Origin of the sequence: Pseudomonas sp. NY15364, assembly GCF_048068235.1 — a bacterium.
In the GTDB taxonomy this organism is placed as follows: domain Bacteria; phylum Pseudomonadota; class Gammaproteobacteria; order Pseudomonadales; family Pseudomonadaceae; genus Aquipseudomonas; species Aquipseudomonas mendocina_D.
Window position 1 is genome coordinate 29,312 of sequence record NZ_JBLUPX010000017.1, and the last position, 11,564, is coordinate 40,875.

Here is an 11,564-nt window from a genome sequence, read left to right on the forward strand (position 1 = left end):
ATGTCCAGACCTTCCCTCACGATCAGTGGCTATCGCGCCCTGCGCTTAAGCCATTACAGCCTGCTGATTCACCGGCGTGGCAGCTGGGTGGCCGTGTTACTGAGCGCACTGCTACTACTGTGCTCAGCCCTGATACTCGCCGCGGGTGTCGACGATCTGACGCTCTGGGGCGCCTTGCGCGCCATCTTCGGGGAGGGCAGCAGGATGCAACTGTTCCTGATTCAGGAGCTGCGCCTGCCTCGCCTATGCGCCGGACTGCTCAGCGGAGCAGCACTGGGCGCGGCCGGATGCCTACTGCAGACACTGGCCCGAAACCGGCTAGCGACTCCGGGCGTAATCGGTATCGACAACGGCGCCACCGCCTTTGCCGTCGCCGCCATCGTGGCAGTGCCCATCAGCCTGGCCCCGTCCGCCCTGGCGCTGACGGGAGCGATCACGGCCGCCGTGTTGACCCTGGCTCTGGCATCCGGCAGCGGCGCCCGTGGCTACCGTTTCATCGTAGTTGGCATCGCCGTCGGGGCGATATTCGGCGCTGTCACCAATCTGATGCTGGCCCGCTCCGATATCGATGCTGCCAACGCCGCTTACCCCTGGACGGTCGGCAGCCTCAACGCCCGCCCGAGTCAGGCAATCTGGCTGCTGGGGTTCGGCCTGGCCCTGGGCCTGCCGGCAGCGAAGCTGCTGGTGCGCTCGCTGAACCTGATGCGCTTCTCCGACAACGTGGCGATCGGGCTTGGCATCCGCCTGCAGCGGATGCGCCTGCTGACCTTGCTGCTGTGCGTTTGGCTGACCGCGCTGGCAGTAGCTGTGGCCGGCCCAGTCGGCCTGATCGGCCTAGTCGCGCCGGAGCTGGCACGCTACCTGTGCGCACGTCATGGCGTACCGCTGATCAACAGCGCGCTTTGCGGCGCATTGCTCATGATTCTTGCCGACTGGCTCGGCCGCAGCCTGCTGGCTCCCATCGAGGTACCGGTGGGTATCATCTCAGCCATCCTCGGCGCGCCCTTCCTACTGTGGATTTTGCTGCGCCCCCTCAAACGGAGTTCGCCATGACCTCACTCACCACCTTGTTCAACGACGGCAGCCAGGGTGACGTGCGTCTGGAAGCGCAAAGGCTGAGCATGGATTACGAGCGCAGGCGGGTGATCGACCAACTGGATCTGCACATTCCGCCGGCTCAGGTCACAGCGATCGTCGGCCCAAATGGCTGTGGCAAATCCACCTTGCTTGCCGCCCTCTCGCGCCTGCAAAAGCCCAGCACTGGTGCGGTGCTACTGGACGGCAAAGTGATTTCCAGCCAGCCTTCGCGTGAGGTGGCCAGACGCCTGGCTCTGCTGCCGCAGGACGCCAGCGCACCTGAAGGGCTGACCGTTGCAGAGCTGATCCGTTTCGGCCGCCAGCCACATCAGGGCCTGCTGAGCCAATGGAGCGAGCAGGATCAGAGGATCGTCGACGCTGCGCTGGCTGCAGCCGATCTGCTCGATCTGGCTGACCGACCGCTCGAATCGATGTCCGGTGGCCAGCGCCAGCGGGCCTGGATCGCCATGGCCATCGCCCAGGCAACCCCATTGTTGCTGCTCGACGAACCGACCTCAGCACTCGATCTCAGCCATCAGATCGAGGTGTTCGAGCTAATTCGCCAACTGACGACGGCCGGAAAGACCATCGTGATGGTGGTACATGATCTATCGAGCGCCTGTCGTTACGCCGACAACCTGGTAGCCATGCATCGAGGCACCATCATCGCCCAAGGCAAGCCACGCGACATTGTCACGCCGGAATTGGTGAAACAGCTGTACGACGTCAGTTGCGTGCTGCTCAACGACCCGGTCAGCGGTACCCCAGTGATCGCTGGTATCCAGCGTGCAGCGCAGCGCTGACAGGCAGGGCGATGCCAGCGCGCAGGCACGTGGCACTGCTGCCGATGCCTGCGCGGTTGTCAGGGCAATACCCTGATCAGGGTACAAGCCAGCCCGGCGAAACCGGGTAACGCTAGCGCAACCCGCGGCGCGTAGGGCAGCAGCATGATCAGAGCCACCCCCGCCACGCTCATCACACCGACCCAGCCCACTATCCCAGCCGCCACGCCCCACATGCGCACGCTGAAGGCCAGACTGGCGACCAGCAGTAACCAGCCCAAGGCCCGCAGGCAGCGACACGAAAGCGCACTAGGCATATGCTTGAACACCTGCCTGAACGACCGTTCAAGCCCCATGCACAACGCCGACATGCCCACATAGGCCAGCAGCAAGGCACCCATCATCAATTTAGCCTGTCGAGTCGCCTCAGTAGTCCGAACTGCTAAGGTTCGCACTTCATCAGCGACAACCGCAAAGCCACGGCCACTCTCTCCTGCTCGCGCAGCCTCAATCGCAGCATTCAACGCCAATAGGTTGGTCTGCGTGGCAATCCCCTGGATGGTACTTACTATCTCGCCCAGGCCTCTCAGGCTGTCCTGCAGTACTTGGTGCTGACTCACCTGCACCCTTCGCAACTCGGCTTCCTCATGCTCATTCTGGATATCGATCAGAGAACCCATGACGCGCAACGGAGTGCCATCGCTGCACCGTTGTGCGAGCCCGCGCGAACGGAACCAGTGGTAACTGCCATTCTTGAGCTGCAGCCTGTAGGTGAGTTCGAGAGGCGCAGTCGCATCGCGATCCTGCATATAGGCAGCGAAGGCGCTGATGCTGCCCTGGCGGTCTTCCGGATGGACGCGCGAAGCCCAGCTGTTCAGTTCCCTGGGGAAATCTTCGACGCTGTCGAAGCCTAGCAGTCGCAAGAACTGGGGCGACCACCATACCTCGTTGCGTGGGTTGACCGGATCTCCCGCGATGACCTCCATATCCCATAACGCGTCGTGAATGGTTTCTAGCGTCAACTGGAAACGGAGCCTGCTGGTGCTTAACTCGGCGCCGTGCTGCCTGCAAACCTCGATGTCCCGTAAGGTACACAGCATACGCAGCGGATGCCCGGACTCGTCTCGCCCAACACTGCTGCGCGCCTGGAACCAGCGGTAGTCGCCAGAAGCCACCCTCATGCGGAACTCCAGCGAACAGGGGGCAACACTCGCTTGTCTCATCACCCAGGCATTCAGCGATCGCTGCAGCGTCTGCCGCTCATCCACATGCACGCGCTCCAGCCAGTGCGCAAGGCAAACGGGGGCGTCCTGGCCGAACAAGCGTCTCAGTCCGGATGAAACAAACAGTCCGCCCTGCAAATCCAGGGCCCCACCCTTGCCGACTGCAACCTCCCAGTAGCCTTCCTCGGCGCAGGACTCCAGCAGGTGGAGGCGATCAACGACCAATAGATGACTCGACTCCAGTTCTGCGTATCGCCCCTGCAGCCGGTGTAATGCAGCCTCGACCTCGGCATGCAGCCCTTGCAACTCGGCCAGACGATCGCGGACACGCTGCAACTCGGCCTCCGCCCGTCGGACAAGCTGTACGTCACTCAGCGCGGCAGCCTGCTCGTCTGCGCCGAGCAGCCCGGACAGTTGCAGCAGCGTCCTCCTGGCAATGCGTGCAGCAGAAAAAAGAAACATGGCGAACTCCTTGGTCAATACCGGCATCACCCAACGCAGACGGCTGGCGAGCCGCCGGTATGCCGCGCGGGTAAAAAGGCGCCATGAACAGCGCCAGCCAAGGTTTAAATGGTTTATTCAGCGGCGGGTAATGCGCTTGTCCGGCAGGCATTTTGGAGGTGATCCACGCAGAAGGCTCAGCCGAATCGCTGAGCCCTCATGCCTAGCGGGTCAAGGTTGAAGAAACAGTCAGTTCCGACACTCGATCTGCCCGGTCATCCTTCCGGCGCCTCAATGTCTTGTGGGTCAGGCAGCAGAAAGTGTGCTAGCGCAGGCAGCAGGATCAGCGCGCCAAGCATGTTCCAGAGGAACATGAAGGCCAGCAGGATCCCCATATCTGCCTGGAACTTGATCGGCGAGAAGAACCAGAAGAACACCGCAACGGACAGCGTCACTCCTGTCAGCATCACCACCTTGCCGGTCCCCAGCAGCGCGCGATAGTAGGCCTCGGACAAATTGGAACCTTCACTGCGATGCCTAATCAACACGCTCATCACATAGAGAGCGTAGTCAACGCCGATACCCACCCCTAACGCGATGACAGGAAGCGTGGCGACCTTGACGCCAATCCCGAGCCCGACCATCAACGCCTCACACAGTACCGAGGTGAGCATCAGCGGGAGAATGGCGCACAAAGTCGCGCGCCAGCTACGGAAGGTCAGCAGGCACAGCAGCGCGACAACCGAGTACACCCAGATCAGCATTTCTGTCTTGGCGGTTTTCACCACCTGATTGGTCGCTGCCTCGAAGCCTGCGTTACCGGCGGCAAGCAGAAAGCGCACAGTTTCCGTGGAGTTGGCTTGCGCGAATCGCTCGACTACCTGAGTCACGCTATCAAGGGTATCGGCCTTGTGGTCGGCCAGATACACAAACATGGAGAGCAGGCTGCAGTCCTGATTGAAGAGGTCACGCGTTGCATTGGTAGCGATCGAGTTCAGCATTGCCTGGTTGCCGGTCAGCTCGTACCACCTGGGGTTTCCCTCGTTCATGCCCACCAGGCCGGCACGACTGAGGTCGGCCAGCGACTTGATGGACTCGACCCCCGGGAGTTTCCTCAGTTGCCAAGTCAACTCATCGACCTTGGCCTGAACATCGTATAAAGCACACTGGTTCTCAGGCGTGCGCACCATCACGATCATCACATCGCCGCTGGCGGCATAGTGGGTCGTGATGAAGGCGTTATCCAGGTTGTAGCGCGAGTCCACTCTCAACTCTGGCGCACCGGGCTCAAGATCTCCGATCTTCACCTGCTGGCCGACCAGATACCCGAATACTGCCAGAGCGGCTGCCGCACCAATCGTCACGGTGGCCCATCGGCGCTGTGTAAAGCGATCGAGGAAAAGCCATACCGGATGGCGCTCCACCTTGAGCGTACCGGCCTCCTCACTTTGTAGGCTGCGCCGTGCAGCACGAGCGTTCACCCCGACATAGGACAGCAGAATCGGCAACAGGACCAGATTGGTGAAGATCAACGCCGCAACGCCCAGGCTCGCTACCACGGCCAGATCCTGGATGATTTGGATCTTGATCACGGACAACACGGCAAAGCCTACTGCATCCGATAGCAACGCGATCAGGCCTGTTAGAAACAGCCGCCTGAAGGTGAGACGTGCGGCGAACAGCTTGTGCGCCCCACGGCCGATGTCCTGCATGATGCCGTTCATTTTCTGCGCGCCATGGCTGATGCCGATGGCGAAAACCAGAAAGGGAACAAGGACTAAGAACGGGTCCAGCCCGAGCCCCAGCAGAGGCAGCATACCCAGCTGCCATACGATCGCCACGAGTGAGCAACCCAACACCAGCAGCGTGCTGCGCAAGCAGTGGGTGTACCAGAGCAGCACGGCGCCTGTAATAAGCACCGCCAGCACAAAGAACACCAGGATCTGCTGCAGACCCGAGATTAGGTCCCCGACCACCTTGGCGAAGCCAATAACGTAGAGATCGACGCCCTGCTGCGCATACTTGTCGCGCAGGTTTTCGAGGCGTTCAGAGAACGCGTGATAATCGATGGGGCTCCCGGTCTCAGTATCTATCGACAAAAGCGGCAGGTAGATGATGCTCGAGCGAGCATCCAGGGCGATCAATTTGCCCATTTCGCCGGAGCGTTCGACGTTATACGCGACGACCTCCAGCGACTGGGCGCTGGCGTCATAGTCGTCGGGGATCACCGGGCCACCATCGAGACCATCCTCAGTCACCGCCATCCAGCGCGTCGAGGGTGTCCACAACGAGCGCATGAAGGGGCGGTCGACACCGGGGATCAGGAACACCTCGTCGTTGATCTGCTTGAGCGTTTCCAGATAGGCAGCGTCATAGATAGTGCCGTTACGGTTGTACACGGCGATGCGCAGCGAGTTGCCCTGCCCCGTGAGTTCGTCCTTGTTCTCCAAGTAATGCTCTATGTACGGGTGATCGTAGGGGATCATCTTCTCGAAGCTGGCATTGAATTCGAGGTGGCGCAGTTGCAGGGACAGAATCGCCGTTATCACTACGCAGAACAGCATCACCAGCCCGCGGCGATTAAACAGAAACCGCTCTATGAGTGGCGCGTAGTGTTTGTCGAACGCTTGCGGATCGGCAATATCGGCATGCCCTGTTGCCTTTTGCTGACTCATGGACTGACTCCCGATACGGACAATTCGTTAGCGACGGCGATCCGTCGAATCCCCAGCGCGCCGACCGCGAGCAGGTTGCCCCTGGCATCGACCGCGAACGCCGACAACGGGCTGCTGCCCTGCGGCCCCAGTATCTGCAGGGTGGCGCCCTCCAGCACTTGGACATCACCATTGAGCGCAGCGAACAGCAAGCGCCCTTGGCGATCCTCGCGCACGTCGATCAGCGTCATCGTTTGCGCGCTGTCAAGACGCTGCCAGCTCTCCCCCTGATCGACGCTGCGCACGACCTGGCCCTGCAGCCCGGCAGCAATTACCTCGCCCCCCGCAGTACCGTGCAAGGCAAAGAAGCTGCCGGCGTAGTCGGTCTCCAGCTGTATGAACGACTGCCCATGGTCGAGTGAACGGGCTAGGTAACCCTGCTCACCTGCAAGGTAGAGCACCTCGCCGGCACGCCGGATGGCATAAAGATGCAGTTCCTGCGGGTTGTCGACATGGGCCATCCAAACTCGCCAACTTTCACCGCCATCGTCCGAGCGCAGCGCCATGCCATAAGCACCAACGACGAAGACTGTGCGGGCGTCGAGGAACAACACCGCGAACAGTGGATCACTAGCGGCACCGTCCTCGATACGCTGGGCGAAGCGCTCCAGCCGCGCGGCCTGTTCGACGTGCGCGCCAGCCGCAGCTTTACGGGTCAGTTGCGCCAGTTGCATGCCGTGCAGTACCGGGCGCCAGGTGGCGCCGGCATCACTGGTTTTCAAAATGCTGCTGCCGTGTCCCAGGGCCAGGCCGACCTGGTCATCGTAGAACTCGACGGCAGTAAGTGTGTTACTCACGCCGCTGTCGACGCTGCGCCAGTTGTCGCCATTGTCGTCGGACAACAACACCAGGCCACGCTCGCCCACGCTCACCAAGCGCTCGCCAGCCTGGCCGATCGCGGTGAGGTAGCTCGACACCTCGCCCAGACCGGCGGCCAGAACGCTCTGCGAGAGCGTCAGCAAGCAGAGCAGGCCGACGCGATATAGATGCTTGATCATCTCATTTCCGCTCATACGTAAAGGCCGCGCCGGGCTTCCCGGCGCGGCCGGAGTTCAGCGCACGCCTTCGCTCGCCAGCGAGTCGGGCGTGAAGAACGAGTTGGGCCACGGCTCACGGAAGGTCACCTGATCCGTCGCGCCGTTGATCACGGTGTTGGCGAACCAGTTGCCGGTCTGCAGGTCGTAGACACCGAAGCTGGAGTTCACGACGCCAGGCAGATCAGGAGCGACGAAGTTCAGCAGGTAGGCGGTCTTCCAGAGCTGGCCTTTGGCGTCCCAGTTGTCGGCGAGAACGGCCTGCCAGGTATCTTCGTCGAGATAGAACTTACGCTTGGGCATAACATGGCGGTTGCCCGGCACCAGGTTCGCTTCGACCACCCAGACGCGGTGCAGCTCCCAGCGAACATGCTCCGGCTTGAGGAAGTTCGCGCCGAAGATGTCAGTGTCCTTTGCCGGTTGCAGGTTTTTATTGTTGTTGTAGGGCACATAGAGCTCCTGCTTCCCGACCAGCTTCCAGTCGTAGCGGTTCATCGGCCCCTCGAAGAGGTACACCTCGTCATAGTTCATCTGCCCGGAAGTGACGAACGCCGGCGTGTCGTAGGCGGCGTTGGGCAGCTTGCGCGTGCGCCGCTGGCCGGTCAGGTACTGCCAGGTCGGGCGGCCCTTGGCCAGCGGATCGAGGGGGTCGAGGGCGAGGATCGACTGCCCCGCCTGTAGCGGCGGCGCGGTGGGGATCAGCTTGAGCTGGCGATAGAGGCCATTGAAGGTCTCGCGGCCATCACGGATGTAGTAAGGGAACTGGTAGAAGCCGCTATTGGTGGAGGTCAGCGAGGTACGCCCGGTGGAGGTGCCGTTGTAGGCGCTGAACTCGAAGGTGTAGGCCTCGCCCTGCCAACGCAGCATATGGTTCCACATGGCTTCGTTGCCGTTTTGCGGAATCGGGAACGGCACCCCGCCATAGGCACCGGTCACGGCCTGGCCATCCTTCACCAACTTGGCTTCCAGGGCATTGCGGTAGGTATTGTCGTACACCCACTGAGGCGCGGCGGCGGTGCGATGGGTCGGGTAGACGTCGATACGATAGTCCGGGTACTTGGCGAACATCGCCTGCTGTCCCTCAATCAGGCGATCCGCGTAGTCCTTATAGTTTGCCGAGGTGATGCTGAAAAGCGGCTGCTCGTTGGCGAACGGATCGCCGCGCCGGCCACCCGGCTTGTAATTGTTGTCAGGGGTGGTGTAGCCGCCGGTCCATTCGGGGATGCTGCCGTCGGCATTACCGGCACGCTCTGCGCCAAATGGCGTAAGGACGGACTTGAGCTGGTCGGCCTCCTCTACGGATACCGCTGCCTGCGCGGTGTTGAGGAAGGTCAGTGCGATACTCGCGACAATAAGGGAGCGAGAGAAATTCATGGGAATACCTCGGAGCATGGCGCGCATCAGAATGCACGCTGGATGGAAATCGAGATGAAGTCGCGGTCGCGGTAGGCGTTAGTGCTGGCACCGGCGCTGCCGTAAAAGTGCGTGTAGTTGATCAGGCCGTTCCAGACGCCGTCGTACACCCCACGCAAGCCGATGCTCATGTCACCGCCGCCATCCGCGTTGTAATTGTTGAAAGCGGGGTCGATCGGCGATTTACCATGGGTGTAGCCAGCGCCGATCGGCACGAACAGGTCAAGGCCGGGCAAGGCCTGGAAGTAGCTAGGCTCCAGAACGAAACGCACGCCGGTGGCGCTATCAGTAAAGTCACGCTTGTTGAACTGCTCGCGGTTGTCGGTGACCGACATCAGGCGATGCCAAGCCAGTTCCCCGACCAGGGTCGCCGACTCCCACAGCGGCGTGCGTGGCACCAAGTAGATGGTCGACAGCTGCGCATGCAGCGAACGGCCTTTGGCATGACGATTACGGCTGTCGTCGTTTGGATCCAGCACCATCACAGGGTCGTTGCTGCGCAGCGGCATATCGAAGCGGGTCGACAGCTCGCCAGCGAAGTTGGCCTCGCCGACGCTGGTGCTGAAGCTCGCGCCGAGCATCTTGATGCCCTCGGAATAAACTTCGGCGAACTCGCCTACCTGGCCCGGCAGTTGCTGGAAGCTCTTGCCCGGATAGGCGTAGAGCTGCGGCAGGCGGTTGTTGAAGCGCAGGGCATAGAGGCCATATTCCGTGTCGCCGTCGCCCGGGCGCAGGGTCAGCGACACACCGAACTGCCCGGACTTGCTCGCATCGCGGCTCTTGCCCCGGTACAGCATGATGTTGCCATAAGCATCGCCCAGACCGGCGTCCTGGCCGATGATGATGCGCTCGTTACCTTCGCCGATCACATCCGCAATACTGAAGAAGCTGCCAACCGGAGCCAGGCGGGTCTTTTCCCAATCGAGCTGGTAGAAGGCCGCCAGGCTGGTGGTGTCGTTGATTTGGAACTGGGTGGAGAACTGGTTGATCGGCCGGAACAGCTCAGCGGCACGGGTGTTGGGCACCGACAGAGCCTTGAGCACGTCGATCGGCGCCTGGCCGTAGGCGATACCGTTGGTGGGGAAGAACAGGCTCTGGCCCCACAGTAGGGTGTGCTTGCCCAGGCGGAGCGAGGCTCGATGACCAGCGATGTCGCCGGAACCGTAAATAAAGGCGTCGAGCAGTTCCGCCTTGCGCCCGGCAAGCTTTTCCGTCTCATCGCTGAACTCGTCGGACTGACCAAGATGGTTCAGCGTGGCCGGCGAATCGTTGTCGTTGCCCTTGTTGTAGACATCGTCATACCAGGCCGCGCCGCTGAGACGAAAGCCGAAGCCCTGGTAACTCAGGCCGAGTTCGGAGAACAGGTCAAAGCGATTGGAAACTAGGCCCTTGTCCAGGTTGCGATTGCCGTCATCGGCATTGGCGTCGGCAGTCAGCGTGCTGTCCTGGCCCGCTACTCGGAACGCGCTGCTGTATTTCAGGGTGTTGTCCCAGTAGCCCTTGAGCTCCGGATCATCGAATTTTAACTGGAAGGCACCAGCGAGCGGCGCATACAGCGGCAGGACGCACAGCAGGGGCGCGACCCGGCTCAACTGACGCGTATTGTTGTTTGCTTCACGCATGAGAGACACCTCGAAAATATTATTTTTATTGGTACCGCGAGAATCTTTCCGAACGACTTGGAGCGTCTTCTTTTCGCATCAATTGATACAGTCTCAAATTCAGCCTAATCATTAATTGAGATAGTGTCAATATGTGCTTCGATGTCGTTTCACCCTGTTGTGTAGGAGCGGAGCGTCGCGAGCGAACAGGCTCTCTCGCGAGCAGAGCTCACACCTATGGGAGTTACTGTCTCGCAGGAAAAAGAGCAGGCCCGAGGACGAGCCTGCTTAACGCCCAACCAAAGGAATCAGGGACGTCCTGCGCCTTTGCCGACAGCGACGCGGGTGGTGAAGATGGTGGACTCGGTGCTCAGGTTGACCATGGCCTCGAAAATGTTGTCGCCCGGCACCTTAGTCGCCACCATGAACAGGGTCTTGCCATCCTCACCGCCCAAGGTGCTCGCGATGCACTCGTAGCCCGGCATCGGGATGCGATCGGTGATCTGGCCCTGGCTGTCGATGCGAATGAACTGCTCGTCGCGCAGCATGCTCAGCCAGATGCCACCTTCGGCGTCGATGCTGATGCCATCGACGCAGCCACGCTTGCGGGCACGGTCTTCTTCGCTGGGGAACCATTGGGCCAGATCCAGCAGCACGCGGCGGTTCTCCAGGCGGCCATCGACGATGTCGACCGCAGACAGACGCTCGGCGAAGGTTTCCACGAAGATCAGGGTTTTCTGATCCGGGGTGATGACGATGCCATTGGGGAAGGTGCAGCCCTCGACGCCCACCGAAATCTCGCCATCGGGCTCGACTATTACCACGCGACCGGGTTTGAGGGCTTCGCCCTCGAACACCCGCGCACCGACGTCATCGACATAGATGCGGCCTTGCTGGTCGATGACCATATCGCCGACATAGCCGGTGTAGAACCGGGACAGGTCCGCGTAGAGCTCGAGCCCTTCGGGGGTGTAGCGATACAACCGGGTATCGTGCATGGAACTGAGGATCAAGTCGCCATTGGGTAGGAAGCCCAGGCCGTTGGGCTTGTTCGGCATCTCAGCGATGACCGTCTTCGCGCCCGCCGCATCGATCGCGTAGACCTTCTTGCCGAGCATGTCCGATATGTACAGGATGCCGTCCCGCCAGCGTGGGCTCTCACCGAAGATCAGGCCGCTGGTCAGGACGTTCAGTTGGCGTTGTTCTTGTTGTACCGACATAGTGCTATCCACCAAGTTGTAGTTATTGAAACGCAGGGGTCGTAGGCCCTGCGCGGCAC

The 11,564-nt window shown here is 61.1% G+C and carries 8 protein-coding genes and 2 pseudogenes; 2 read left to right on the forward strand and 8 right to left on the reverse strand.

All coding sequences use genetic code 11. From position 1 onward, the window contains the following. Together ACNFCJ_RS15195 and ACNFCJ_RS15200 are read left to right on the forward strand one after the other, a co-directional pair. Complete coding sequence (locus tag ACNFCJ_RS15195) at positions 1-1,053, forward strand: FecCD family ABC transporter permease (RefSeq protein ID WP_416772207.1); 1,053 nt, start codon at positions 1-3, stop codon at positions 1,051-1,053. Beyond that, positions 1,050-1,880 (forward strand): ABC transporter ATP-binding protein, encoded by an 831-nt coding sequence (locus tag ACNFCJ_RS15200; protein ID WP_416772209.1) that lies wholly within the window; start codon positions 1,050-1,052, stop codon positions 1,878-1,880. The genes ACNFCJ_RS15195 and ACNFCJ_RS15200 overlap by 4 nt, the downstream gene beginning before the upstream one ends. Before the next feature lie 59 nt (positions 1,881-1,939). Here the strand turns inward: ACNFCJ_RS15200 and ACNFCJ_RS15205 are convergent, their stop codons facing one another. The 8 genes and pseudogenes from ACNFCJ_RS15205 to ACNFCJ_RS15240 all read right to left on the reverse strand — a co-directional run bounded on the left by ACNFCJ_RS15205 (position 1,940) and on the right by ACNFCJ_RS15240 (position 11,505). Then, positions 1,940-2,263 (reverse strand): DUF3325 domain-containing protein, encoded by a 324-nt coding sequence (locus tag ACNFCJ_RS15205; protein ID WP_416772275.1) that lies wholly within the window; start codon positions 2,261-2,263, stop codon positions 1,940-1,942. A 9-nt stretch (positions 2,264-2,272) separates the two neighbouring features. Next, positions 2,273-2,467 (reverse strand): annotated as a pseudogene (locus ACNFCJ_RS15210) (methyl-accepting chemotaxis protein); the annotation flags it as partial. Between the two features lie 78 nt (positions 2,468-2,545). Further along, positions 2,546-3,571: pseudogene (locus ACNFCJ_RS15215) on the reverse strand (PAS domain-containing protein); the annotation flags it as partial. A 227-nt stretch (positions 3,572-3,798) separates the two neighbouring features. Continuing rightward, positions 3,799-6,198, reverse strand: a complete 2,400-nt coding sequence (locus ACNFCJ_RS15220) for an efflux RND transporter permease subunit (protein WP_416772211.1) — start codon at positions 6,196-6,198, stop codon at positions 3,799-3,801. After that, positions 6,195-7,235 (reverse strand): WD40/YVTN/BNR-like repeat-containing protein, encoded by a 1,041-nt coding sequence (locus ACNFCJ_RS15225; RefSeq protein ID WP_416772213.1) that lies wholly within the window; start codon positions 7,233-7,235, stop codon positions 6,195-6,197. The genes ACNFCJ_RS15220 and ACNFCJ_RS15225 overlap by 4 nt, the downstream gene beginning before the upstream one ends. Positions 7,236-7,289: 54 nt before the next feature. Next, positions 7,290-8,645 carry a DUF1329 domain-containing protein gene (locus ACNFCJ_RS15230; protein ID WP_416772215.1) on the reverse strand — a complete coding sequence of 452 codons (1,356 nt, stop codon included), beginning with the start codon at positions 8,643-8,645 and terminating at the stop codon, positions 7,290-7,292. 26 nt (positions 8,646-8,671) lie between these two features. Beyond that, complete coding sequence (locus ACNFCJ_RS15235) at positions 8,672-10,306, reverse strand: DUF1302 domain-containing protein (protein ID WP_416772217.1); 1,635 nt, start codon at positions 10,304-10,306, stop codon at positions 8,672-8,674. Between the two features lie 287 nt (positions 10,307-10,593). Beyond that, positions 10,594-11,505, reverse strand: a complete 912-nt coding sequence (locus tag ACNFCJ_RS15240) for an SMP-30/gluconolactonase/LRE family protein (RefSeq protein ID WP_416772218.1) — start codon at positions 11,503-11,505, stop codon at positions 10,594-10,596. Positions 11,506-11,564 lie beyond the last annotated feature (59 nt).

What these genes read in the sequence shown, in the direction of transcription:
- ACNFCJ_RS15205 (WP_416772275.1), bottom strand. Translation starts at nt 2,263, where the DNA reads ATGATGGGTGCCTTGCTGCTGGCCTATGTGGGCATGTCGGCGTTGTGC.
- ACNFCJ_RS15225 (WP_416772213.1), bottom strand. Translation starts at nt 7,235, where the DNA reads ATGATCAAGCATCTATATCGCGTCGGCCTGCTCTGCTTGCTGACGCTC.
- ACNFCJ_RS15230 (WP_416772215.1), bottom strand. Translation starts at nt 8,645, where the DNA reads ATGAATTTCTCTCGCTCCCTTATTGTCGCGAGTATCGCACTGACCTTC.
- ACNFCJ_RS15235 (WP_416772217.1), bottom strand. Translation starts at nt 10,306, where the DNA reads ATGCGTGAAGCAAACAACAATACGCGTCAGTTGAGCCGGGTCGCGCCC.
- ACNFCJ_RS15200 (WP_416772209.1), top strand. Translation starts at nt 1,050, where the DNA reads ATGACCTCACTCACCACCTTGTTCAACGACGGCAGCCAGGGTGACGTG.
- ACNFCJ_RS15195 (WP_416772207.1), top strand. Translation starts at nt 1, where the DNA reads ATGTCCAGACCTTCCCTCACGATCAGTGGCTATCGCGCCCTGCGCTTA.
- ACNFCJ_RS15240 (WP_416772218.1), bottom strand. Translation starts at nt 11,505, where the DNA reads ATGTCGGTACAACAAGAACAACGCCAACTGAACGTCCTGACCAGCGGC.
- ACNFCJ_RS15220 (WP_416772211.1), bottom strand. Translation starts at nt 6,198, where the DNA reads ATGAGTCAGCAAAAGGCAACAGGGCATGCCGATATTGCCGATCCGCAA.